The organism is Spirillospora sp. NPDC000708 (assembly GCF_040299565.1).
GTDB lineage: Bacteria > Actinomycetota > Actinomycetes > Streptosporangiales > Streptosporangiaceae > Spirillospora.
Window position 1 is genome coordinate 1 of the sequence record NZ_JBEPCJ010000051.1, and the last position, 23,167, is coordinate 23,167.

The following is a 23,167-nucleotide window of genomic DNA, read 5'->3' on the forward strand; positions in this document are numbered from 1 at the left end:
GCCCCGCCCCCCGCGGCGCCGCGCACCCCCCGCCGCCGCCCCACCCCCCCCGCCCCCCCCCCCCGGGCCCCCCGCCCCCGCCCCCCCGCCCACTCCGGCGGCGCCGTCCAGCGCCGCCGGGTCCAGGCCCCGCGCCACCCCGTACAGGTAGACGGCGAGGCCGTCACCGACGGTGTCGTGGTCGGTCACGATCCGGCCTCCTTCCCCTCGGCGCGGCGGGACCCGGAGCCTTCGGAACCGGACGCGGCGGAGGCGTCGCCGGCCTCCAGCGCGGCCAGCCGCTCGCGCAGCCGCCGGTTCTCCTCCAGCAGCTCCCGGTCCGCGCCGCCCTCCACGTGCCCGTCGCCGGACTTCGGCGCGCGGGCCTTCGACGACAGCGACGGGTCGTGCTCCCACCAGTCGATGCCCATCTCGCGGGCGCGGTCGACCGAGGCCACCAGCAGCCGCAGCTTGATCGTCAGCAGCTCGATGTCCAGCAGGTTCACCCGGACGTCACCGACGATCACGATGCCCTTGTCCAGGATCCGCTCCAGCAGGTCGGCCAGGTTCGCCGACTGCCGCTCCCCCGCCATCGACTTGGCGGGCCCCCGCGAGCCGGTCCAGGTGATCTCGCTCAACGGTCCTCAGTCCCTCTCCACTCGTCCGCGCGGGTACCGGCGGACGCGCCGGTAGGACACCAGTTCGCCGTCCGCGTCGACTTCGGTGTCGTAGATGGCGAGGATGTCGGCGGAGTCGGGGATGCGGTGGGTCTCCACCACCTCCACGGCCACGCGCCAGCCGTCCTCGCCGGAGCGCTCGAGTCCGACGACGCTCTCGGCGGCGCGGCCGGTCATCGCCGTCACGTGCTCGGCCGCCCGCTTGGCGGCCTCGGACGCCGACATCATCACTGGTCTCCCTCCACGCGCCGCGCCGCTACAGGCCGCGGGCGCGGCCCTCGTGCAGGCGGGCGATCAGTTCCTCCTCGCGGGCGGCGGCCTCGTCCTCGCCGATCTCGCCCGCGGCGACCTCGTCGGCGATCTGCTGCATCTCCGCAGCGATCCTGCCGGGGTCGTACAGTTCCTGCTCGGCCTGCTCGGTGAGCACCTCCGCCAGCCACATCACCCCGCGCACGGGCGCCAGCGGCAGCGTCACCAGGCCGGTGAACAGGCCCATTCACGCCTCCGGGACGAAGTCGTAGGGCGGCAGCGGCCCGATCAGCCGCAGCCGGATCCGTTCGGTGTGGGACGCGCCGAGCTTCTCCACGACCTTCTCGAACTCCTCGCGTCGGTCGGTGCGCACCAGGAACGAGGCGTCCAGGACGTCCTCCTCGCGGGGCGGCGTCTTGCGCACGAACGCCTCGGCCGCGGGCGCGACCGCCTCCAGCAGCACCTGCCCGTCGTGCTCGCGGCGCCGGTCCATCGCCTGCGCGATCAGCTCGCCGAGGCGGACCTGGTCGTAGTAGACGGCGTCGGCGACGTCCGCGGGGACCTCCCGCAGCCGCTGCGACAGCTCGGCGACCTCCGGCTCGGCCTGCATGATCTCGCGCAGGACGGTGTCCTGGACGTAGGTGGCCTTCAGCCGCAGCTCCACCCGGCCCTCGAGCTGGTCGATGACCTGCCCGAGCCGGTCGGAGTTGCCCTCCAGGAGTTCCTTCTGGACCGCGGTGCGGTCGGACAGGGCGGCGCCGAACCGGAACGGCAGCACCACCATGCCCGCGTCCAGCAGCGCGTTCAGCACCCGCTGGTGCGCGACCAGGTCGGCGCGCTCACCCAGCGGGCGGCCCGCCGGCAGGTCGCTGACGACCGCGGCGCAGCGCCCGCCGTCCTCCACCAGGGTCACCGGCCGGTCGTCCAGTCCCGCCACGTCGGCGGGCAGGGACGCGCCGGCGCGCGTCACCCCGTACACGTACTGGGGGGTCTTGCCCTCACCGGATTCGTTCGGGGAGGTCATTCGTCGTCCTCCTTCTTGCGGGACGACCGCCGCCGCGCGGGCTGCTTGTCCTCGTCCTCGTCGTCGTGGTCATCGTCGGAGCCGCCGCCGAAGGTCTCCTTCAGCCGCTCGCCGGCGCCTTCCAGCGCGCCCCGGGTCTTCTTCTTCGCGCCCGACTCCTGCATGCCCTCCACGAACTGCGGCAGGCCCTGCGAGGTGCCGTCGTGGGCGATGTCGAGGCGGTTCACCGCCTTGGCGAACCGCAGGTAGGTGTCCACGCTCGCCACCACGATCCGCACGTCCACCGTGAGGATCTCGATGCCGACCAGCGACACTCGGGCGTAGATGTCGATGACCAGACCCTTCTCCAGGATCAGGTCGACGACGTCGGCGAGGCTGCTGCTGCCGCCACCGCCGCCGCGCTGGACGGTGCTGGTGCCCGAGGTCTGCTGGGCTATCGGCCCAGTCATGTCATCTCCTTGTCCGGGGGAAAACGTTCATGCACCCCTCTACCCGCCTCGACCTGTCTAAACGGACATTCCGGTTTCGGTCAGGCACCGGTCAAGCGGCATGCCGCGCCCCCGGGACCCTCCCGTGCGGGACGGTCCCGGGGGCGCGAAACGGGCGGGTCAGCGCTTGGTGCGGCGGCCGATCAGAATGCCGGCGCCCGCGGCGGCCACCACCGGCGCCGCGCGCAGCAGCCGCCGCAGCGTCACCAGCCGCGCCAGCCCCGCCACCCGGCCCGGCAGCGCCGCCACCTGGCCGCCGACCTGCCCGGCCACCTGCCCGGCGCCCGCGCCGACGGCGCTGACGGCGTCCGTGCCGGCGCGGGCCGCCGACTTCGCGCCGGACGCCGTGCCCGACACGGCGCCCGACGCCTTGGCGGCGCCCGACGCCTTGCCGGACGCCTTCTCCGAGGCCTTGGCGGACGCGGCGGTGCCGGCGCGCGAGGCGTTCTTGCTGATCTGTCCGGGGCCCTTGCCGGGCACCGAGGGGGTGTCCATCCTCATTCCTTCCATTCGGGGGATCTCGCCGTGCGAGTAGGGTCATCCGCGCAGGCGGGGCAGCACCTCGCGGGAGTAGAAATCGAAGAATCCGTCCTGCTCGGGCCCGATCTGCGTGACGAACACGTCCTCGTACCCGGCGTCGACATAGGCGCGCAGCGCCCGCACGTGCACCTCGGGGTCGGGGCCGCACGGCACCTTCTCGGCGACCATGTCCTCGGTCACCAGCTGCGACAGCTGGCGGAACTGCCGCGGCTGCGGCAGCAGCTGGTTCGCCTCGCCCGGCAGGTGGTCGCTGGCCCACAGCCGCAGCGCGGTCCGCCGCGCCCGCTCCTCGTCGGACGCCCAGCACGCCTTCAGCCCGCCCTGCACCCGCCGGCCCGCACCGCCGGCGTCGCGGAACGCCTTCACCAGGTCCGCGTCGGGCATCATGCAGATGAACCCGTCGGCGATCCGGCCCGCCAGCGTCGCCGCCTTGGTCCCGAACCCCGACATGTGGATCGGCGGCGGCTCGTCGGGAACGGTGTACAGGCGGGCGGTGTCGAGGCGGTAGTGCTCGCCGCGGTGGGTGACGAGCTCGCCGGTGAACAGCCGCCGCATCAGCGCGACGGCCTCCTCCAGCATCTCCATCCGCTCGGCCGCCGGCGGCCACCGCGAGTCGATGATGTGCTCGTTGAGGAACTCGCCGGTCCCGACGCCGAGGGTGAACCGGCCGCCGGTCAGCACCGCGCACGTCGCCGCGGCCTGCGCCACGATCGCCGGGTGCGTGCGCACCAGCGGGCACGTCACCGCGGTCCCGACGGGCAGCGATGTCGCCTGCGAGATCGCGCCGATCACCGACCAGGCGAACGACGCCTGGCCCTGCTCGTCCAGCCACGGGTGGAAGTGGTCGGAGATCCACAGCGCCTCGAACCCGGCCTGCTCGGCCAGCCGCGCCTGCCGCACCAGCTCGCCGGGGGCGTGCTCCTCGCTGGACAGGAAGTACCCGAACCTCGCCATCTCCGCCCCCTTCCCTCGCCTGCCCGCGCCGTCGACCCGGCGCTCGAGCCCGGTCCTCCCGGAGGCGCGGTGTCCCGCCGGCGCGGTGCGCCTCACGGTCGTAGCGCGGCCTACCCGGCGAGGCGCACGCAAACATTCCGGCGCCGTACCACGGACGCCACGAACCGGTGACCGGTAGGGGATGCGGACGGCGGCCGCTTGCCGCCGATCACGGTTGGAACCGTCCGCTCGGGTATGCGGAAACGCATGACGCCACCAGCCCCGGGCCCGCCCGGGCGACCGCCCGGACTGCCCCCGGCCGGCCCCCGCGCCGCGCGGACCACCCCGCTGCTGCGCCCCGGCCCCGCCCGCCGCGCCGCAGAACCCCTCGCCTGGTGGGCCGCGCTCCTCGCGCTCTACCTGTCGCTGATCTCCACGATCGACGTCACCGAGATCACCGTCGGCGCCGTCGCCGCCGCGTTCGGTGCCGCCGCCGCGACCGCCGGGCGCCGCGCCCTGTTCACCACCGGCACCGCACACGACCCCGCCGGCCCCCGCCGCCCCGCCGCCGACCTCGCGCCCGGCGCGCGGCCCGTCCCGCCCGCCCGGCTGCTGCCCCCGCTGGCGCTGCTGCCCGCCCAGATCGTCGCCGACAGCGCCCGCGTCGCCGTCCTCGGCGCCTCCGGCGGCGCCTGGACCTCGCTGGCCGTCGCGCCCGGCGCCGCCAACCGCGGCACCGCCACCCTGCTGGTGTCGACCTCACCCGCCACCTTCGTCGGCGGCGTCGACCCCGAGCACGGCCTGCTGAACGTCCACCGCCTCGGCCGCGACCCGTCCGCCTTCGAGCGGCGGCTGCGCGACACCGGCCTCGTCCAGGACCCGCGCCGCTCCCCCCACCGCCCCGACGAACCCGACACCCCCAGCGCACCGGACGGACCGCGCGAGCCGCACGGGCCGGGCGGGCCGGGCGGGCACGGACCTGGGGAGGCGCGATGAGCATCGCCGTCCCCGCCCTGGTGCTGCTGGCCGGCGCCGTGCTGCCCGCGCTGCTGACCACCCTGCGCGGACGCCCCGTCGACCGGCTCGCCGGCCTCATCGTCACCGGCCCCCTGGTCACCCTCGTGCTGACGCTGCTCACCTCCGCCTACGGGCGCCCCGCCTACCTCGACGTCGCCCTCGTCCTGGGCCTGCTGTCGTTCGCCGGGGCGCTGGTGTTCGCCCGCTTCTTCAGCCGGACCCTGTGACAGGACGGAACGACCGTGACCGGGACACCACCGCGATGACCCTCCTCGCCGACACCCTCACCTGGGCCGGCACCGCCGTCTGCGTCCTGGCCGGGCTGCGGCTGGCCCGCACGCCCGGCGCCGCCGGCCGCCTGCACGCCGTCGCGCCCGTCACCGCGCTCGGCGCTCCGCTGCTGCTGGCCGGCCTGGCCCTGCACCCCTGGTCGTCCTGGCACGACGTCGTCAAGATCGTCGTGATCGGGGTGCTGCTCGCCGCGACCGGCCCCGCGACCGTCGTCACCGCCGGCCAGGCCGTCGCCCGCGCCGCCCGGCCCGACCACCGCCGCCCCGGCCCGCGGAACGCGGACGGGCGCAGCGGCGGCCCGGGAACGGAGGGATCGTGAGCGACCCGTTCTCCGGCGCCCTCGCCGACGCGCTCATCCTCACCGCGCTCGCCCTGACCGTCCTCATGGCGACCGCCGTCGTGTTGACCCGCAACCCCGCCCGCCAGGCCATCGTCCTGTCCGGATACGGGATGGTCCTCGGCGTGCTGTTCCTGATCCTGCAGGCCCCGGACGTCGCCATGTCCCAGATCGGCGTCGGCACCGTCGTCGTCCCCCTCATCGTCGTGCTCGCCCTGCACGCCACCCGCCGCCACCGCGAGGGCGGCGACACCGGCGAGGAGGACCGCCGCCCCGGCCGCGACGGCCCCGACCGCGACGGCGACGCCGACGGCGCCGGGACCGGCACGGCGTCCGACACGGCATCGGGCACGGCATCGGGCACGGCATCCGGCACGGCCCGCGAGGACGCGCGATGAGGGCGCCCGCATGAGGACCCGCACCCGCACCCTGCTGTTCCTCGCCGGCGCCGCCGGCGTCGCCGCCCTGTTCACCGCCGGCGCCCTCGACCTGCCCCGTTTCGGCGGCGCCGTGCACCCCTACGGCGACCGCGCCGTCCGGCAGGCCTTGCGCGAGTCCACCACCAACACCATCTCCTCGGTCAACTTCGACCAGCGCGCCTTCGACACCGTCGGCGAGGAACTGATCCTCATGGCCTCGGCGATCGGCGCGGTGGTGCTGCTGCGCGTCGTCGGCAAGGAGGCCGAGGACGAGGGCGCCGCGCACCGGCTCGGCCCCGCCGAGGTGTCGGACGCGCTGCGCATCGTCGGCTACCTGCTGCTGCCCGTCACCCTGCTGATCGGCGTCTACATCATCGCCCACGGCGCCCAGTCCCCCGGCGGCGGATTCCAGGGCGGCGTCATCCTCGGCACCGCCGTCCACCTGCTGTACCTCGCCGGCGACTACCCCGCTCTGCAGCGGCTGCGGCCCATCCCGGTGTTCGAGTCGACCGAGGCGCTCGCCGCCGGCGTGTTCGTCGCGATGGCCCTGGCCGCCGCCGGCGCCGTCCCCGCCCTCAACGGCGCCGTCGGCGTCGAGGTCGGCTGCGCGCTGGTCCTGCTCATCGGCAAGTTCTTCGAACAGGCGCTGCTCGTGCGCGAACCACCCGGGGGGACCCCGTGAGCCACCTGCCCTACCTGGCCGCCGCCTGGATCGTCCTCGTCGGGATCTACGGCATCGTCACCAGCCGCGACCTCATCCACGCCGTGGTGTGCCTGTCGGTCACCCAGTCCGGCACCTACGTGCTGCTGCTGGCCATCGGCTACCGCTACGGCGCCACCGCCCCCGTCTTCTCCGACCGCCCGCCCCGCGGACGCCCCGTCACCGACCCCGTCGTGCAGGCCATGGCCCTCACCGACATCGTCGTCGGCGCCACCGTCACCGCCCTGCTGCTCGCCCTGGCCGTCCAGGTCGCCAAGCGCCGCGGCACCATCGACCCCGGCGAGCTGAGGTCGCTGGAATCGTGATCCTGCAGGTCACCATCGCCGTCCCCATCCTGGCGGCCGCGCTGCTGGCCACCGCCGGGCGGTGGCTGCCGCGGCTGGTCGTCGACGTCGCCGCCGTGCTGGCCGTCGCCGCCGTCGCCGCGCTGTCCGCGCTCACCCTCACCCGCGCCCCCCACCACGCCCAGGTCAGCTGGCTCGGCGGCTGGGGACCGGCCACCGGCGTCGGGATCCCCCTGGTCGCCGACCCCTTCGCCGCCGGCCTCGCCCTCGTCACCGCCCTGCTCACCCTCGCCGCGCTGCTGTTCTCCTGGCGGTTCTTCACCGAGATCCAGGCGATCTTCCACACCCTCATGCTGCTGTTCCTGGCGGCCATGGTCGCCTACGTCTACACCGGCGACCTGTTCGACGCGTTCGTGTTCTTCGAGCTGATGAGCGTCGTGGCGTTCGCGCTCACCGGCTACCGCTCCGAGGAGCCCTCCACCGTCCACGGCGCCCTCAACTTCGGCATCATCCAGTCGATCGGCGCCTACCTCACCCTCGCCGGCATCGCCCTGGTCTACGCCCGCACCGGCCGGCTCGGCCTCGCCACCACCGGACGGCAGCTCGCCGGCAGCGGCGCCGGCGGGCACGGCGACGCCCTGGTCACCGCCGCGTTCGTGCTGATCTGCACCGGCTACCTGGTCAAGGCGTCCGCCGTCCCCTTCCACTTCTGGCTCGCCGACGCCCACGCCGTCGCCCCCACCCCCGTCTGCGTGCTGTTCTCCGGCATCATGGTGCCGCTCGGCGTCTACGGCATCGCCCGCACCTACTGGGCGACGTTCGCCGGGCTCGTCCCGCTGCGCGCCATCGCCGTCCTCGGCGCCGCCGCCGCGCTGCTCGGCGCCGTCATGTGCGTCCTGCAGCACCACATCAAACGGCTGCTGGCCTACTCCACCATCAGCCACGTCGGGCTGCTGCTGGTCGGCGTCGCCGCCCACGGACCCGACGCCCTCGCCGGCACCGCCTACTACCTCGCCGGGCACGCCGGCGTGAAAGGCGCCCTGTTCCTGGCGGCCGGGGCCCTGCTCAACCGGCACGAGACCGTCGACGAGCACGAACTGCGCGGCCGCGGCCGCGGCATGCCCGTCACCGGCGCCACCTTCCTGCTCGGCGCGCTCGGCCTGGCCGGGCTGCCCCCCTCCGGGCTGTTCGCCGGGCACGCCGTCACCGAGCACGCCGCCGAGGAACTCGGCTGGTGGTGGTTCACCCCGCTGGCCATCGTCGCGTCCGCGCTCACCGCCGGCGCCGTCCTGCGCGTCTGGCTCGGGGTGTTCCGCGGCACCCCCGCCGAGGAGGACCCCGCGCACCGCGGACGGCCCGGCGCCGGCGGCGGGCACGAGGACCCCGAGACCCGCCCCACCCTGCGGAACCTGCCCTGGACGATGCTCACCCCCGGCCTGGTCCTGCTCATCGGCGCGCTGCTCGTCGGGCTGATCCCCGGCGGGCCCGTCGGCACCGCCGCCGCCATGTTCACCGACCGCGACGGCTACGCCGCCCTGGTCCTGGACGGCCAAGTCCCCCACCCCCACGCCGTCCCCGCCGACCCCTGGACCGCCTCCGGCGTCGCCGGATTCCTGGCCACCCTGCTGCTGGCCGCGCTCGTCGCCGGGTACGCGCTGCGGCGCCGCGCCTCCCACTCGGCCTCCGACCCCGCCTCCGACCGGCAGGGGCCCCTCGCGCGGACCGCCGCCGCCGCGGCCGCCCGCCTGCACGCCCTGCACTCCGGGCACATCGGCGACTACGCCGCCTGGCTCACCGCCGGCGTCGCCGTCCTGGCCCTGCTCACCGCCCGTTTCTGACCCGCCCCACCGCGCACCGCCCCGCACCCCCGCGCACCCCGGCTTGCCGCCGCACGCACCCGCACGCGACCCTGGCACCCGGAAGCCGCCGCACCCCGGAGGGAGAGGGACCGTCGCATGAACCACCGCACGGCCCGCCCCGCACCCACGGCCCCGCCCGCACCACCCGGACGCGGCGCACTGGCCGCACCCGCCGCCCTCCTCGCCGGCGCGCTGCTCACCACCGCCGCGATCGTCGCCGTCCTCCTGCACGACCGCCCCCGGCACCCGCCCGGCGCCGCCCCGCCCGCCCGCGTCCTGTCCCGCTACGAGACCGCCGCGCCCGGCAACACCATCGACCGCGACTGCGGCTACAGCGCCCCCCTCACCGGCCACCGCGACCTGTGGCTGTTCTGCGACTCCACCTGGAAGGGCACACGCCCCGGCCTGTGGCTCGGCGCGACCGCCGCCACCGGCACCGCCGCACCCGGACGCGTCCCCACCGACCTCACCGAACTCCCCACCCCCGGCACCCCTCGCACCGGAACCGCCACCGCGCCCGGCGACGGGCCGCCGCAAGCGCTCCTGCCCACCCCGCCCGGCCTCCAACTCCCCGGCGGCGCCCCCTGCCACATCCCCGGCACCGCCTACAGCGCCTCCTGGATCTCCGGCGCCGCACCCCTGCCCGGCGACGGCACCGTCCTGCTCACCTACACCGATGTGTGCGTCCACGGCACCACCATCACCCCGCAGGGATACGGCATCGCCGCCTACCGGCCCGCCGACCGCACCCTGCACGGCCAGACCCGCGTGTTCACCGTCCCCGGCGGCCTGCCGTTCCAGCTCACCCTCGGCTCCCCTGTCCTGCGCGACGGCCACCTCTACCTCTACGGGTCGGCCTGCGACACCTGGACCATCGGCGCCTGCGCCGCCGGCCGCGTCACCCTCGCCCGCGTCCCCGCCGACCCCGCCGCCTGGCGCGACCCGTCCGCCTACCGGTACTGGTCCCCCGCCGGATGGACGCCCGACGCGTCCCGCGCCCAGACCGTCGCCCCCGGCGCCGCGCCCGCCGCCGTCCACATCGCCGACTACACCGCCGCCGGCCAGGGCCTGATCCTCATCGAGCAGCGCGGACTGGACGGCCGGTACCGGCTGTGGCGCGCACCCGCCCCGCAAGGCCCCTGGCGGCCCGCCGGGCAAGGCGCCGTCCCCTGCTCGGGCGGCACCGGCAACGACCAATGCCGCGCGTTCATCGGCCACCCCGAGCTCAGCACCACCGCCGCGCTGCTGATGTCGTACTACAACCCCGCCGACCGGCACGTCACCGTCCGCGCCGTCCCCTGGTGACACCCCGCACGCCGGGTCGGGGCGATGGTCAGACGCTCCACAGGCGGCGCCTGCGGTAACGCGGCTCCCACCGCATCCGGTTCATCTCCCGCACCTCGCGCGGCAGCGCCGTCAGGAAACGGCTGCGCTCGAGCGGCGCGATCCCGTCCACCAGCCATGGAACCGTCCCCTCCCCGCAGCCCCCGCCACCCGAAACGCCACCCGAAACGCCTCCAGATCCGCCCTGCGAACCGCACGCCGACACCGCGTCGGCGGCGAACCCCGCCCAGTCCGCCGGGCCGAGCACCCGCCGCGCCAGCGCCAGCACCCCCGCCTCCTCATGCCGCAGATGCACCTCCAGCGCCGCCCGCAGCGCCCGCACCGCCGATACCAGCTCCCCCGAACCCCGCTCGTCGTCCTCCAACGCGGCGTCCAGCGCCACCACCAGCGGCCCGATCCCCTCGTACTCCGCCCGCAGCTCCGCCACCACCCCCAGGTCAGGGCCGTGACCCGCCACCGCGCGCTCCACCCGCGGCCACAACGCGCCCGCCTGCAGATCGTGGTGATGGCGCAGCTGCAGCTTCAGGTTCTCCCAGCCCGCCCGCACCTGCGGCGCGTGCGCCCGGCCCGCCGCCGCGGCCGCCGCCAGCCGCTCCAGATCCCTGCGGAACGCCGCGTGCCCCGCGCGCGCGAAGACGTCCACGAACGCCGGTCCGGCCAGCCCGAGCACGCCCGCCGCCGCCCGGCCGCCGCCGGGCTTGGTCGCCGCGCCCACCGCCGCCTCATCGGGCAGCGCGATCGAGAAAGTGTCCATACCAGGATGAGGACTTCAGCCCCCTCGAATGTGACGGGACGCCGATGAGATCCTGCTCACGTCCCCGCGCGGGCGCGGCCCGTCACCTCTTTCGCGCTGCGGTGTGGGCGATCGCCGCCTCGATGCCGTCCAGCACGAGTTCCAGACCGCCCTCGAACGCCTCCCGCGCCGCCCGCTCCAGATACGACACCCCGCCATCCGACCCGCCGTCCGCCCCTTCCCCCGCCTCACCGGCGGCTTCAGCGGCCTCCGGCACGTCGGGGGCGCCCTCGGCGTCCAGCCACGCCACGCGCGGGAACCGCTCGGCGAACCCCGGCGCGACCTCCGTCAGCGCCCCGGCCCGCCCGTGCCACCACTGCGCCTCCGTCAGGCCCGTCGCCCGCACCGCCTGCCGCGACTCCGCCACCGTCCCCGCCGCGCCCCGCACCACGCTCGACAGCGCCGCGACCGCCCGCCGCACCCCCCGCGCGTCCAGCCCCGTCACCGCGAGCACCCCCAGCAGCGCCTCCAGGACCCCGTACTCGTTGGGCCCCAGGACCGGACGCGCCTGCGACACCTGCAGCATCCACGGATGCCGCAGATAGAACGCCCAGCCGTCCTCCGCCCACGCCACCAGCGCCGCACGCCACCCCGCCGACACCTCGTAGGCGGCCGGCAGCTCCGCCAGCGCCCGGTCGTACATCAGGTCCACCAGCTCGGCCTTGCCCGGCACGTAGGTGTACAGCGCCATCGCCGTCCGGCCGAGCCGCTCACCGACCGCGCGCATCGACAGCGCCGCCATCCCCTCGGCGTCGGCGACCGCGATCGCCGCGTCCACGATGACCTCCACGCTCAGCCCCGGCCGCGGCCCCGGACGCGCGTGCGGCGCCGCGGCCTCCGTCCGCCCCCACAGCAGGTCCATCGAGCGGCGGGGGTCGCCCTGCCCCGCGAACACGGTCACCGAACAACTCCGTATGCCGTAAACTGATTCATTCCACGATCTCTTTACGCCATAAGCTATCAAGCCGATGCGAGGACGACGCATGCCCCTCCCGCCCACCACCGGCACCGACACCGCGGCCGACCCCGGACCCGCCGCCGACCGGCACGACGTCATCGAGGTCCGCGGCGCCCGCGAGAACAACCTCGCCGGCGTCGACCTGGACATCCCCAAGCGCCGCCTCACCGTCTTCACCGGCGTGTCCGGCTCCGGCAAGTCGTCGCTGGTCTTCGGCACCATCGCCGCCGAGTCCCGGCGGCTGATCAACGAGACCTACACCGCGTTCCTGCAGTCGTTCATGGGCAGCCCCGCCCGCCCCGACGTCGACGCGCTGCGCAACCTGTCCGCGGCGATCATCGTCGACCAGGAGCCGATGGGAGCCAACTCCCGCTCCACCGTCGGCACCGCCACCGACGCCCACACCATGCTGCGGATCGTCTTCTCCCGGCTCGCCACGCCGAGCGCCGGGACGTCCTCGGCCTACAGCTTCAACAGCGCCGAGGGCATGTGCCCCGAATGCGAGGGCCTCGGCCGCACCACCGCCATCGACCTCGACCAGCTGCTCGACCGCGACCTGTCGCTCAACGAGGGCGCCGTCACCGTCCCCGGCTTCGCCGTCGGCTCCTGGTACTGGAAGGTGCTGGCCGAATCCGGGCTCGTCGACCCCGACACCAGGCTCCGCGACTACACCCCCGCCCAGTGGGACGACCTCCTCAACAAACCCGCCACCAAGATCCACAACAGCGGCCTCAACACCACCTACGAGGGCCTGCTGGTGAAGGTGAAGCGGCTCTACCTCGGCAAGGACCGCGACTCCCTGCGTCCGCACGTCCGCGCGTTCGTCGACCGCGCCGTCACCTTCAGCACCTGCCCCGCCTGCGGCGGTGCCCGCCTCAACCCCGCCGCGCTCGCCGGCCGCATCGGCGGCCTGAACATCGCCGACTGCGCCGCCATGCAGATCAGCGACCTCGCCGACGTCGTCGCCAAGATCGACGACGAGTCCGTCGCGCCGCTGGTGGCCACCCTGCGCGAGACCCTCGACTCGCTCGTGGAGATCGGCCTCGGCTACCTCAGCCTCGACCGCGAGTCCCCCAGCCTGTCGGGCGGCGAGGCGCAGCGGGTGAAGATGGTCCGCCACCTCGGCTCACCCCTCACCGACGTCACCTACGTCTTCGACGAACCCACCGCCGGCCTGCACCCCCACGACATCCAGCGGATGAACGACCTGCTGCTGCGGCTGCGCGACAAGGGCAACACCGTCCTGGTCGTCGAGCACAAGCCCGAGACGATCGCGATCGCCGACCACGTCGTCGACCTCGGCCCCGGCGCCGGGACCGCCGGCGGGCACGTCTGCTTCGCCGGCGACGTCGCCGGGCTGCGCGCCTCCGGCACCCTCACCGGACGCCACCTGGACCACCGCGCCCGGCTGCGCGAGCGGCCCCGCACCCCGACCGGTCACCTGCCGATCCGCGGCGCGAACCTGCACAACCTCAAGGACGTCGACGTCGACGTCCCGCTCGGCGTGCTCACCGTCGTCACCGGCGTCGCCGGATCCGGCAAGAGCTCCCTCGTGCACGGCGCGCTGCCCGGACGCGACGGCGTCGTCGTGGTCGACCAGTCCGCCATCCGCGGCTCCCGCCGCAGCAACCCCGCAACCTACACCGGCCTGCTCGACCACGTCCGCGCCGCGTTCGCCAAGGCCAACGGCGTCAAGGCCGCCCTGTTCAGCGCCAACTCCGAAGGCGCCTGCCCCGCCTGCAAGGGCATCGGCCTCATCTACACCGACCTGGCGATGATGGCGGGCGTCGCCGCCGTCTGCGAGAAGTGCGAGGGACGCCGCTACACCGCCGAGGTCCTCACCCACACCCTGCGCGGCAAGGACATCAGCCAGGTCCTGGCGATGCCCGTCGAGCAGGCCCGCGAGTTCTTCCCCACCGGCCCGGCCCACGCCGTCCTGGACCGGCTCGCCGGCGTCGGCCTGGGCTACCTGACCCTCGGCCAGCCCCTCACCACCCTGTCCGGCGGGGAGCGCCAGCGCCTCAAGCTCGCCGTCCACATGGCCGGCGACGCCTCCGTCTACGTCCTGGACGAACCCACCACCGGCCTGCACTTGGCCGACGTCGACCAGCTGCTCGGCCTGCTGGACCGCCTCGTCGACGCCGGCGGGTCGGTCATCGTCATCGAGCACCACCAGGCCGTCATGGCCCACGCCGACCACATCATCGACCTCGGCCCCGGCGCCGGAGCCGACGGCGGCCGCGTCGTGTTCACCGGCACCCCCGCCGACCTGGTCGCCTCCGCCGACACCCTCACCGCCCGCCACCTGCGCGCCTACCTCGGACACGACTGACCGGGGGAAAACGCGCGGCATCCCGGGGTGTTCCCGGCCGGCCCGCCCGACGCGCCGGCCGAGGCCGGCGGTGCCGGGCCGGCCCCTCGGCGCGCCTGCCCGACTCCCGGGTCACAGCGCGACCGCCCCCACCACGGCCGCCGCCGCCACGACCAGCACGCCCACGACGTTGACGGCCATGTCCCGCTTCCAGGACCGGCGTTCGGCCTCGACGTCCAGGACGAAGACGGCAGGGTCGGCGGGGGCGTAGTGGACCGTGACGTCCAGGCCGCGCGACCCGGCGGGGTCCGGGAGCCCCGACTCGCAGTAGGCCGTGACCTCCCTGCCGTCGAGGGTGGTGAAGGCGACGACCGGCATCAGGCTGGTCCAGGTGTTGCCGTCGGTGGCGTCGTGGGTGACGCTCCTGAGCACGGCGACGACACGTCCGGGCACGGCGGCCATGGCCGCGAGGTCGCCGAGACGGCGCTTCCTGTCGCGGATGTTCCCGGGCAGGTGGTAAACGCCGGAGAGGGCCCACGGCCCGCAGAAGCCGAGCAGCGCCCACGGCCAGCCCCAGTCGATCGCGGCGGCGGCGACCAGACCGGCGTAGACCAGGAACAGCGCGAAGGTGGGCCGGCCGAGGCCGCGCCCGCCTTCGGAGAGGCGGCCGGTGAACCGGAAGGCGTGGGGCCTGCCGCGCGGGTAGTGGACGCCGATCTCCCGGCCCGTCCAGGCCACGCTGATCCTCTCGCCCCGCTCACCGTCGTTGGTGACGGTGAACTCCTCTCCGGTGGCCGGGTCCTGGAACGAGACGACCACGGCTATCCCGTCCTCCGGGGAGCTTCCGTGCCGCGGTTCCCCGACCCGCTCGATCCGTCCCTTCGTCCAGACCGTCCGCTGCGCCCGGGTCGCCCCGGCGAGCGACCGCCCGTATCCGACCAGCGCCCACGTGCCGAACACCCCGCACCACAAGGCCGGATACACATGCCAGTCCATGGGTCAGCCTCCTGCCGACACGCGCCGTACGACCTTGCCTTGTCCGTCCGCATCCAGATAGGCGGTGCCTTCGGAGCCGGTCACGGAGACCCGGAGGGCGACGCCGCCGGTGAGGCGGTCGGCGGTGATCTGCCAGGTGCGCGGGGAGCCGACGCCGAGGGCGGTCGTGGCCTCCTTCACCAGGGCGGGGAAACGGTCGTAGGGCAGCGCACGGGGGTCGAGGCCCGGGGGCTGCGGGCCGGTCGGCGAGAACACGACCGACAGCAGGCGCTCCTGCACCACGACGGTGAGCGCCTGGCGCGTGTCCCTGCCCCTGGTGAGCAGGCCGACGGCCCGGTCCAGTTCGCCCTTGTCGAGAAACGACCGGCCCGGGCCCAGGGTGACCGTTCCGGACGCCGACGAGATCACCGTGGTCGACGACGTGGAGGAGACGGACGGCCGCACGGCCGAAAGCGGCTCCCCGGTGTCGTCCCGGTCGGACAGGTCCGCGCGGAACGACAGGACCACGACGGCCGCGCCGAGCAGCAGGCCGAAGGACGCGGCGAAGCCGGAAGCGCGGCCCTTCGGGGGCGCGGCCACCCTGGCCGTCCTGGGCGCCGAATCGAAGAGGGCCGAGGCCGCCCGCTCCTCCCACTCCGGTGTCGGCCGCTTGACGATGCGCACCCGCCACGGCCTGTCCGGCGGGTACTGGACCACCACGACGCCGTGCGGCCGGTAATCGGACAGGTCCACGAGGTTGATGCCCTGCGTGATCTTCACCCGGTACGCCGGCCCGTCGTCCGGTGCGACGGTGAGCTCGAACCGGACCGGTACGTCGCTCGACTCGCCCCCGATGGCCTCCAGATCCTCGATCATCGCGAGCGCCGTGCGGGGCACGACCGCCGCCTCGCGGGCACGCCTCGGCATACCGGCGAGGAAGAACAGCAGTCCGTAGCCCACGGGCAGAACCGCACCCGTGACGAACAGCGGCTCGTTCTCGACGATCGCGCCCACGACGAGCGCGGCGAGCGACGTACCGACCACGCCGCCGGTCAGGAACCCCCGTGCGAGCGCGGCGGGTGAACGGCGCGCGGGCGGCGGCGCGCCCGTGGTGATCGTCATAGGGGCGATTGTGCTGGGTTCAGGTGACGTGCGATAGGTCTCGGCGAGGCTCGCGTGCGGCGGACGGGCTGCCGACCTCGGCGGTCGCCGCCGTCAGCATCCGCAGATAGTGGGGGTTGGTCATCACCCCGAGCACGTTGCCGAACGGGTCGACGACCGACGCCGTCGCGAACCCCGTGCCCTCCCCGCGCTCGGTGATCTCCTCGTGGACTCGGGCGCCCATCGACACCAGCCGCGCCACCGCGCCCTCCAGGTCGTCGACGTGCCAGTACGCCACCGCCCCGCCCGGCTCCCCCGCCGCCGCACCCGCCGCGCCCGCCGCGCCCGGACGGAAGCGTGCGTCGATCAGCCCCAGTTCGTGCTGGTGGTCGCCGACCCGGAACTCCAGGTAGACCGCCCGGCCGTCCGGACCCGGGACGCGAAAGTAGGGACGCGCCCCGAGCAGCCCGGCGTACCAGTCGCCGGCCGCCTCCACGTCGTCCGCGAAGAAGCTGATCGTCGCCAGTCCGCGCAGCATGCCGTTCCTCCGTCCGCCAAGGGACCGGACGTCTTCCGGCCCCGACGACGACGACATTAGGACCGTATTAGGTCAGCGAACGTCCTAATGAATCGGCAGGATGGGCCCCATGCGCGATCCCTCCGCACGGCTGCTGCGGCTGCTGTCCCTGCTGCAGACGCCCCGCGACTGGACCGGCGCCGAGCTCGCCGACCGCCTCGGCGTCACCGGCCGCACCGTCCGCCGCGACATCGACCGGCTGCGCACCCTCGGGTACCCCGTCCGCGCCGTGCACGGCAGCACCGGCGGCTACCGGCTCACCGCCGGCACCGCGATGCCGCCGCTGCTGCTGGACGACGACGAGGCGACCGCCATCGCGATCGGCCTGCGCACCGCAGGCGCCGTCACCGGCATCGAGGACGCCTCCCAGCGCGCCCTGGCCAAACTCGAGCAGGTCCTGCCGAAACGGCTGCGGCACCGCGTGACCGCGCTCGCGCGCGCCGCCGTAACCCTGCCGCCGCACGCCGACGCGCCGCCCGCCGCCGACCCCGCCGTCCTGGCCCTGCTCGCCGCCGCCTGCGTCGCCGGCGAGAACGTCCGCTTCGCCTACACCGCCGCCGACGGCACCGAAAGCCGCCGGCACGCCCAGCCCCACCGGCTCGTCACCGCCGGACGCCGCTGGTACCTGGTCGCCCACGACGAGGACCGCGCGGACTGGCGCACCTACCGCGCCGACCGCATCACCGACCCGCACCGCACCGGCGTCCGCGCCCCGGGCCGCACCCCGCCCGGCGGCGCGGACCCCACCTCCTGGGCCATGGACAACCTCGCCGGCGGTTCCGGCGCCATCCGCGCCCGGCTGCTGCTGCACGTCCCGTTCGCCGAGGCCGCCCGGCACGTCACCGCCTGGCACGGCGTCCTGGAACCGGTCGACGACCGCACCTGCCGCCTGCACACCCGCTCGGACTCCCTGCGGTACCTGGCGCACCGCGTCGCTGTCCTGGACGTCGACTACACCCTGCTCGACCCGCCCGAGCTGGCCGACCACCTCACCGCCATCGCCGACCGCGCCGCCCGCGCGACCCGCCCGTTCACCGCGCGGTGACACGTGCGCGGACCGGGGCTCAGGCCCGGGAGGCGTCGCCCAGCGACTCCAGCAGCACCCGCAGCCTGCCCGCCAGGTCCTCCCGCTCGGAGGGGCCGAGCGCGGCCAGCAGCCGCGCCTCGTTCTCCACGTGCGCGCCGACCGCCTCGTCCACGACCGCCAGGCCGCGCGGGGTGAGCCGAATCAGCACCGACCGCCGGTCCCCGGCGTCGCGGACCCGCTCCACCAGCCCCTTGGCCTCCATCCGGTCGATGCGGTTGGTGATGGCGCCCGAGGTGACCATCGCCGCCTTCAGCAGCGCGCCCGCGGTCAGCTCGTAGGGCGCGCCCGACCGCCGCAGCGTCGCCAGCACGTCGAACTCCCAGCTCTCCAGGCCCCGCTCGGCGAAGAACCCGCGCAGCTCCCGGTGCAGCAGCATCTGCAGCCGGGAGATCCGGCCGATGATCCCCATCGGCCACACGTCCAGGTCGGGCCGCTCCCGCCGCCACTGCGCGAGGATGTCGTCCACCGCGTCCGCCATCGCCGCCTCCCTATCTCAACGTTGAGAATATCAATCGGCGGCGATTTGGAGGCGGCGCTACGCCGGCGTCACCCCGCGGCGGCCGCGCCGCGGGTCAGGTGACGGTCCAGGAAGTCCAGTTCGGCCGCGACGACCTGCTCGTGCTGCTCCAGGAACGGGGCGTAGTGCCGGCCGGGAACGCGGAGGAGTTCCGCACGGGGCATGCGGCCCGCCGCGCGGATCGCGGCGGGCGGGTAGGCCGCCATGTCCTGCTCGCAGACCACCACCAGCACCGGGCACCGGACGCGCCGCGCCGCGCGTCCGGGCTGGTAGAGCGCGAACCGCAGCGCCGAACGCGCGGCGATCTCCTGCCGCCAGGCGCCGTACCGGCCGTCCGGGTCCAGCGCCCGCGCGCCCTCCAGGGCGTCGGGGGTGGACAGCACCCCCACCTGCCCCGGCGGCGCCGCGAGCGGCACCGTCCGGGGCGCCCGGCCCGCGACCGCACCGGCGGCGTCGGCGATGCCGGTGGCGGCCAGGCGCAGCAGCGCCCCTGGAGTCTGGTGGGACGTGGCGCTGCGCGAGGCCGCCCAGCCGCCGACCGCGGGGGTCTGCGCGACCACCGCGGCGAGCGCGGGGTCGCCCGCCGCGACGCGCAGCAGATGCCCGCCCGACAGCGAGAACCCCCACGCCGCGACCGCGGCCGGGTCGACGTCCGGCAGCGACCGCGCGCGGCCGATCGCGGCCCGCCAGTCCGCCAGGTGCTCGCCCACCCGCGCGACCTGGCGCGGCAGCCCGCCGCTCTCCCCCAGATGCCGGTAGTCGAAGGCCAGCACACCGAACCCGGCCCGGGCGAACCGCTCCGCGAACCGGTCGGTGCCCGGCTCCTTGGTGACCCCGAACCCGCCGGCCATGACCACGCACGCGCCGTTCGAACTCGGATAGTGCCAGGCCGCGCACTGCGCGCCACCGCTGTCGAACCGGACCTTCTCCCGCTGTACGGACGTCCGCATGCCTGCCTCCGGATGGACGGACTAGCTGTCCTTGAAGTGAACCACGTGGTTCACAAATCTGTCCATCGCGTCGGGCAGCGGGTTACTTCCCCGGGGCCTGCAGGATCCACAGCCGCCCGTCGGGGTCCCGGACGGTCATCTCGCGGCTCCCGTAGTGGGTGTCCTCGAACGGCGTCACCACCTCGACGCCCGCGCCGGGACGGAACTCCTCCGCGTCCGGCACCTTCAGCACCATCCGCGCCTGCGGCTCCCGGTCCTCGGGCACCTCGGCGATGAAGACGTAGGGGCCGTCGCCCTTGCGGAGCCGCCCGGAGTTGTGATCGGTCTCGAACTCCAGCTCGAACCCCAGCGACCGGAAGAACCCGGCCGCCTTCCCCCAGTTGTGCGTCTCCAGGTAGACGGCCTCGAAGCCCTCGGTGGTCATCTCACTTCCCCTTCTCGCTGGACCGCTCCTGCGGGCCGCCGTCGTCGAGGTAGGCGCGCAGCGCCTCCGCGACCAGCGCCGACAGCGACAGCTCCGCCTCGATGGCACGGTGCTTCACCTGCTTGATCAGCCCGATCGGCAGGTACACGTTGAACTGCTTGACGTCCTCGTCGCCCACGCGAGGATGCTAGCACACTAGCTCATTAGTCGCTCGGGCAATGTCCGGCGCTGGCTGCGATAAGGGCCTCGCTGTCTACGCCCGGCAGTACCTGGCCTACCGCGCCACCCTCGCCTGCACCAGCCGCATCCGCGCCGTCCACATAGGAACACACCACAAAGCCCCGGCAGCACGTGAATGCTGCCGGGGCCGAGTGGTGATGCGTGCGGGCCGGTGTGCGGGTCGCCTCTCGGCGAATGGCGCGACGCGGCTCCAGCCGGACGGTATTCCGCGAAGGCGATAGATGAGGCCCGGGGACACCAGGCACACCGACCATCACGTATAACCACCCGACCCCGCATGCTGTTCCCGCCCCGCACACAGGTAGCGGGAGGCCGGACGCTCGATTCCCTGGCCTCCCGCGCCGGTGCGGCAGTGGTCAGGTGCTTACCGCCTTCTTGTAGAGGCGGGTGGCCAGGGGGACGAACACGACCAGGAGGACGGCGATCCAGAGCAGCGACGCCAGGACGGCGTGCCGGATCGGCCAGACGTCCGAGGTCCTCAGCACCGCGCTGGTGTTGCCGAAGAGCTCGCGTGCCGCCTGGGTGAAGGTGGAGACGGGGTTCCATTCGGCGACGACGCGCAGCGGCGCGGGAAGCTTCGAGCTGTCCAGGAAGGCGTTGGAGACGAACACCAGCGGGAACGAGACCATGGTGGCGACGTTGTTGAAGCTCTCCGGTGTGCGCAGGGCCAGCGCGACGGTCGCGGTGACCCACGAGAACGCGTAGGCGAACAGCATCAGCAGCCCGAACCCCAGCACCGCCTCGGAGGGCGAGGTGTGCACCCGCCAGCCGACGATCAGCCCCATCACCGCCATGACGGCCAGGCCGGCGAGGTTCATCAGCAGGTCGCTGACGGTCTGCCCGATCAGCACCGCGGACGGGGCCATCGGCAGCGAGCGGAACCGGTCGAAGATGCCCTTCTGCAGGTCCAGGGTCAGCGTGTACCCGGTGATCTGCGCGCTCATGATCACCGCCTGGACGAAGATGCCGGGCAGCAGGAACTCCCGGTACGACATCCCCGGCACGTGGATGGCGCTGCCGAAGACGTAGGCGAACAGCAGCACCAGCACGACCGGCAGCATGATCACGCCGCCGAGCATGTCCGGCGACCGCCGGATCTTCAGGGCGTTGCGCTTGGCGATGGTCCACCCGTCGGCGACGGGCATGATGACGGCGTTCATCGGACGGCCTCCCGGGGCTGCTCGCCGGCGCCGGGCGCCTGGTGCCCGGTCAGGGTGAGGTAGACGTCGTCGAGGGTCGGGCGCCGCAGCCCGGCGTCCCGGATCCGGACGCCGTCCTCGGCGAGGCGGCCGAGGACGCTGCGGAGCGCCTCGGGGCCGTCGGTCACCGGGACGGTGATCCGGAGCGACTCCGGCGCGGTCCGCATGGCGCCGACGGCGACCCAGGCGAGCGCCTGCCGGGCGGTCTCCAGTTCGCCGGCGTCGGCCACCGTCAGCTCGATGCGGCTGCCGCCGACCTGGTCCTTGAGCTCGTCGGCGGTGCCGCGGGCGATGGCGCGGCCGTGGTCGACCACCATGACCTGGTCGGCGAGGCGGTCGGCCTCCTCCATGTACTGGGTGGTCAGCAGCAGCGTGCTGCCGGCGCCGACGAGTTCGGAGATCGTGTCCCAAAGGGCGGCTCGGGCGCGTGGGTCCAGGCCGGTGCTGGGCTCGTCCAGGAACAGCACCGGCGGGTCGGCGACCAGCGCGGCGGCGAGGTCGATGCGTCGGCGCATGCCGCCGGAGTAGCCCTTCACCGGACGGTCCGCGGCGTCGGAGAGGTCGAAGCGTTCGAGCAGTTCGCGGGCGCGGGCCCTGCTGCGCTTGGCGCCCAGGTGGTAGAGGCGCCCGACCATCTCCAGGTTCTCGGCGCCGGTGAGGTGCTCGTCGACGGCGGCGTACTGGCCGGACAGCCCGATGTGGGCGCGCAGCCGCCGGGCGTCCTCGACGACGTCGTGTCCGGCGACGGTGGCGCGTCCGGCGTCGGGCCGCAGCAGCGTGGTCAGGACCCGCACGGCGGTGGTCTTGCCGGCGCCGTTCGGGCCGAGCAGGGCGAGCACCGTGCCCTGCGGGACGGAGAAGCTCAGCCCGTCCAGGGCCGTCACCTCGCCGTATCTCTTCACCAGCCCTTCGGCGGTGATCGCGTCGCTCATGAGGGGCTCCCTTGCTGGTCTTCGGGGGTCAGGACCGGTGGACGTCGATGTCGCCCCAGTTGGTGTGCGCGTGCACTTCCACGACCGCGTCGGACGGCTCGGGCCCGTCCGCGGCGGTCAGGGTGCTGCGCACGACGCCGTTCTTGGAGTGCAGGTCCAGCCAGGCGGCCGTGCCCTCGGCGATGCCGACGCCGACCTTGCCGTGGCCGGTCTCCAGGCGGACGGTGCCGCTCACCGCCTCGCCGATCCGGATCCGGCCGTGCGCGGTCTTGACGGTGAGACCGGCCAGCGTGCGGCCCACGGTGACGTCACCGGTGCCGGTCTTCAGCTGCAGGTCCCCGGTCACCTCGCCCAGCGTGATGGATCCGGTGGAGGCCTTCACGGTGCCGGTGCCGTCGATGGCGCCGATCCGGATCGACCCGGTGGAGGTGGCCGCCTCGGCCTGGCCGGTCACCCGGTCCACGGTGATGTCGCCGGTGGAGGTCTTGGCGTCCAGCGGACCGGTCTCCTCCAGCCGCACGTCCCCGATCGAGCTGTGCACGACGGCCTCGCCGAGCGCGCCGGTGGCGACGACCTCCGCCGCGACCTTGGCCTCCAGGCGGGACCCGGCGGGCAGGTCGATGGTCACCTCGATGGAGCCGCGCCAGGGGAGCACGTACTTCAGGCCCTTGGGCTTGGGTCCCTTGACCAGCAGCCGTCCGCCGGAGCACTCCACGACCGTCCGCTCGGCGGCCTGCACGCTCGCCTCCGCGGACGGGTCGCTCGGACGCACCTCCACCACGGTGTCGGTGCGGTCGCTCGCGTTGATCCGGACCTGGCCGCCGTAGACGTCGATGTCGGCGGTGATCGGCTCGGGGGTGTCGAAAACAGGCATGGCGGAGCCCTCCTCATGGGTCCGGTCCAACATCCCGGCGCGGGGCCGGGCGATGAATGAAAGAAAT

30 protein-coding genes are annotated in these 23,167 nt (G+C 74.3%); 10 read left to right on the forward strand and 20 right to left on the reverse strand.

Going from position 1 to position 23,167, the window contains the following annotated elements:
• From ABT299_RS30630 to ABT299_RS30665, 8 genes are all read right to left on the reverse strand, one after another.
• The coding region (locus ABT299_RS30630; RefSeq protein ID WP_500252848.1) for a hypothetical protein at positions 1–189 on the reverse strand (189 nt) is incomplete at its 3' end.
• The gene (locus ABT299_RS30635) at positions 186–617 is read right to left on the reverse strand and encodes a gas vesicle protein (protein WP_463040990.1); all 432 of its coding nucleotides are present in this window, start codon (positions 615–617) and stop codon (positions 186–188) included. The genes ABT299_RS30635 and ABT299_RS30630, both read right to left, overlap by 4 nt.
• A gap of 6 nt (positions 618–623) precedes the next feature.
• Positions 624–884 (reverse strand): gas vesicle protein GvpO, encoded by a 261-nt coding sequence (gvpO, locus tag ABT299_RS30640; RefSeq protein WP_190856689.1) that lies wholly within the window; start codon positions 882–884, stop codon positions 624–626.
• 28 nt (positions 885–912) lie between these two features.
• On the reverse strand, positions 913–1,152 hold the full coding sequence (locus ABT299_RS30645) for a gas vesicle protein GvpG (RefSeq protein ID WP_190856688.1): 240 nt from the start codon (positions 1,150–1,152) through the stop codon (positions 913–915).
• The gene (locus ABT299_RS30650) at positions 1,153–1,929 is read right to left on the reverse strand and encodes a GvpL/GvpF family gas vesicle protein (RefSeq protein ID WP_190856687.1); all 777 of its coding nucleotides are present in this window, start codon (positions 1,927–1,929) and stop codon (positions 1,153–1,155) included.
• The gene (gene gvpJ, locus ABT299_RS30655) at positions 1,926–2,378 is read right to left on the reverse strand and encodes a gas vesicle protein GvpJ (RefSeq protein WP_500252849.1); all 453 of its coding nucleotides are present in this window, start codon (positions 2,376–2,378) and stop codon (positions 1,926–1,928) included. The genes ABT299_RS30650 and gvpJ overlap by 4 nt, the downstream gene beginning before the upstream one ends.
• A gap of 159 nt (positions 2,379–2,537) precedes the next feature.
• Entirely contained in the window at positions 2,538–2,912 is a 375-nt protein-coding gene (locus tag ABT299_RS30660; protein WP_500252850.1) for a hypothetical protein, read from the reverse strand.
• A 42-nt stretch (positions 2,913–2,954) separates the two neighbouring features.
• Positions 2,955–3,911, reverse strand: coding sequence for an LLM class F420-dependent oxidoreductase (locus ABT299_RS30665; protein WP_387018877.1), 957 nt, complete (start codon positions 3,909–3,911; stop codon positions 2,955–2,957).
• A gap of 246 nt (positions 3,912–4,157) precedes the next feature.
• Between ABT299_RS30665 and ABT299_RS30670 the strand changes: the two genes are divergently transcribed.
• The 8 genes from ABT299_RS30670 (at position 4,158) to ABT299_RS30705 (ending at position 10,123) form a co-directional block, all read left to right on the forward strand.
• Complete coding sequence (locus tag ABT299_RS30670; protein WP_500252851.1) at positions 4,158–4,886, forward strand: hypothetical protein; 729 nt, start codon at positions 4,158–4,160, stop codon at positions 4,884–4,886.
• Complete coding sequence (locus tag ABT299_RS30675; RefSeq protein WP_500252852.1) at positions 4,883–5,134, forward strand: monovalent cation/H+ antiporter complex subunit F; 252 nt, start codon at positions 4,883–4,885, stop codon at positions 5,132–5,134. The genes ABT299_RS30670 and ABT299_RS30675 overlap by 4 nt, the downstream gene beginning before the upstream one ends.
• Positions 5,131–5,517 carry a monovalent cation/H(+) antiporter subunit G gene (locus ABT299_RS30680; RefSeq protein WP_500252853.1) on the forward strand — a complete coding sequence of 129 codons (387 nt, stop codon included), beginning with the start codon at positions 5,131–5,133 and terminating at the stop codon, positions 5,515–5,517. The genes ABT299_RS30675 and ABT299_RS30680 overlap by 4 nt, the downstream gene beginning before the upstream one ends.
• A complete protein-coding gene (locus tag ABT299_RS30685; protein ID WP_500252854.1) occupies positions 5,514–5,933 on the forward strand; it encodes a Na(+)/H(+) antiporter subunit B in 420 nt (139 codons plus the stop codon). Before ABT299_RS30680 ends, ABT299_RS30685 begins: the two co-directional genes overlap by 4 nt.
• 10 nt (positions 5,934–5,943) lie before the next feature.
• Positions 5,944–6,636 carry an MnhB domain-containing protein gene (locus tag ABT299_RS30690; RefSeq protein WP_190856681.1) on the forward strand — a complete coding sequence of 231 codons (693 nt, stop codon included), beginning with the start codon at positions 5,944–5,946 and terminating at the stop codon, positions 6,634–6,636.
• A complete protein-coding gene (locus ABT299_RS30695) occupies positions 6,633–6,980 on the forward strand; it encodes a sodium:proton antiporter (RefSeq protein ID WP_500252855.1) in 348 nt (115 codons plus the stop codon). Before ABT299_RS30690 ends, ABT299_RS30695 begins: the two co-directional genes overlap by 4 nt.
• The gene (locus ABT299_RS30700) at positions 6,977–8,797 is read left to right on the forward strand and encodes a complex I subunit 5 family protein (RefSeq protein WP_500252856.1); all 1,821 of its coding nucleotides are present in this window, start codon (positions 6,977–6,979) and stop codon (positions 8,795–8,797) included. The genes ABT299_RS30695 and ABT299_RS30700 overlap by 4 nt, the downstream gene beginning before the upstream one ends.
• A 117-nt stretch (positions 8,798–8,914) precedes the next feature.
• Positions 8,915–10,123, forward strand: a complete 1,209-nt coding sequence (locus ABT299_RS30705) for a hypothetical protein (protein ID WP_500252857.1) — start codon at positions 8,915–8,917, stop codon at positions 10,121–10,123.
• A 28-nt stretch (positions 10,124–10,151) separates the two neighbouring features.
• Here the strand turns inward: ABT299_RS30705 and ABT299_RS30710 are convergent, their stop codons facing one another.
• Together ABT299_RS30710 and ABT299_RS30715 are read right to left on the reverse strand one after the other, a co-directional pair.
• Positions 10,152–10,916, reverse strand: coding sequence for a hemerythrin domain-containing protein (locus ABT299_RS30710; RefSeq protein WP_500252858.1), 765 nt, complete (start codon positions 10,914–10,916; stop codon positions 10,152–10,154).
• A gap of 82 nt (positions 10,917–10,998) precedes the next feature.
• Positions 10,999–11,856, reverse strand: a complete 858-nt coding sequence (locus tag ABT299_RS30715) for a TetR/AcrR family transcriptional regulator (RefSeq protein ID WP_500252859.1) — start codon at positions 11,854–11,856, stop codon at positions 10,999–11,001.
• An 82-nt stretch (positions 11,857–11,938) separates the two neighbouring features.
• Between ABT299_RS30715 and ABT299_RS30720 the strand changes: the two genes are divergently transcribed.
• The gene (locus ABT299_RS30720) at positions 11,939–14,245 is read left to right on the forward strand and encodes an ATP-binding cassette domain-containing protein (RefSeq protein WP_500252860.1); all 2,307 of its coding nucleotides are present in this window, start codon (positions 11,939–11,941) and stop codon (positions 14,243–14,245) included.
• 111 nt (positions 14,246–14,356) lie between these two features.
• On the opposite strand, the gene ABT299_RS30725 is transcribed toward ABT299_RS30720, so the two are convergent.
• The 3 genes from ABT299_RS30725 to ABT299_RS30735 are packed head-to-tail and all read right to left on the reverse strand — an operon-like array spanning position 14,357 to position 16,838.
• Positions 14,357–15,220, reverse strand: a complete 864-nt coding sequence (locus ABT299_RS30725) for a DUF3592 domain-containing protein (protein WP_500252861.1) — start codon at positions 15,218–15,220, stop codon at positions 14,357–14,359.
• A gap of 3 nt (positions 15,221–15,223) precedes the next feature.
• Entirely contained in the window at positions 15,224–16,321 is a 1,098-nt protein-coding gene (locus tag ABT299_RS30730) for a hypothetical protein (RefSeq protein WP_500252862.1), read from the reverse strand.
• Positions 16,322–16,340: 19 nt separating this feature from the next.
• The gene (locus ABT299_RS30735) at positions 16,341–16,838 is read right to left on the reverse strand and encodes a VOC family protein (protein ID WP_500252863.1); all 498 of its coding nucleotides are present in this window, start codon (positions 16,836–16,838) and stop codon (positions 16,341–16,343) included.
• 109 nt (positions 16,839–16,947) lie between these two features.
• Here ABT299_RS30735 and ABT299_RS30740 point away from each other — a divergent pair, with 109 nt between their 5' ends.
• The gene (locus tag ABT299_RS30740; protein ID WP_500252864.1) at positions 16,948–17,922 is read left to right on the forward strand and encodes a helix-turn-helix transcriptional regulator; all 975 of its coding nucleotides are present in this window, start codon (positions 16,948–16,950) and stop codon (positions 17,920–17,922) included.
• Between the two features lie 19 nt (positions 17,923–17,941).
• Here ABT299_RS30740 and ABT299_RS30745 read toward each other — a convergent pair whose 3' ends face one another.
• The 7 genes from ABT299_RS30745 to ABT299_RS30775 all read right to left on the reverse strand — a co-directional run bounded on the left by ABT299_RS30745 (position 17,942) and on the right by ABT299_RS30775 (position 23,100).
• On the reverse strand, positions 17,942–18,442 hold the full coding sequence (locus ABT299_RS30745; protein WP_500252865.1) for a MarR family winged helix-turn-helix transcriptional regulator: 501 nt from the start codon (positions 18,440–18,442) through the stop codon (positions 17,942–17,944).
• Positions 18,443–18,510: 68 nt separating this feature from the next.
• Positions 18,511–19,431, reverse strand: coding sequence for an alpha/beta hydrolase (locus ABT299_RS30750; protein WP_500252866.1), 921 nt, complete (start codon positions 19,429–19,431; stop codon positions 18,511–18,513).
• Positions 19,432–19,513: 82 nt separating this feature from the next.
• A complete protein-coding gene (locus tag ABT299_RS30755; protein ID WP_500252867.1) occupies positions 19,514–19,855 on the reverse strand; it encodes a VOC family protein in 342 nt (113 codons plus the stop codon).
• A gap of 1 nt (position 19,856) precedes the next feature.
• Positions 19,857–20,033, reverse strand: coding sequence for a ribbon-helix-helix domain-containing protein (locus ABT299_RS30760; RefSeq protein WP_190856668.1), 177 nt, complete (start codon positions 20,031–20,033; stop codon positions 19,857–19,859).
• 418 nt (positions 20,034–20,451) lie between these two features.
• Complete coding sequence (locus ABT299_RS30765; protein WP_387018920.1) at positions 20,452–21,255, reverse strand: ABC transporter permease; 804 nt, start codon at positions 21,253–21,255, stop codon at positions 20,452–20,454.
• Positions 21,252–22,226 carry an ATP-binding cassette domain-containing protein gene (locus tag ABT299_RS30770; RefSeq protein WP_500252868.1) on the reverse strand — a complete coding sequence of 325 codons (975 nt, stop codon included), beginning with the start codon at positions 22,224–22,226 and terminating at the stop codon, positions 21,252–21,254. Before ABT299_RS30770 ends, ABT299_RS30765 begins: the two co-directional genes overlap by 4 nt.
• A gap of 28 nt (positions 22,227–22,254) precedes the next feature.
• The gene (locus ABT299_RS30775; RefSeq protein ID WP_500252869.1) at positions 22,255–23,100 is read right to left on the reverse strand and encodes a DUF4097 family beta strand repeat-containing protein; all 846 of its coding nucleotides are present in this window, start codon (positions 23,098–23,100) and stop codon (positions 22,255–22,257) included.
• Between the last annotated feature and the right edge of the window lie 67 nt (positions 23,101–23,167).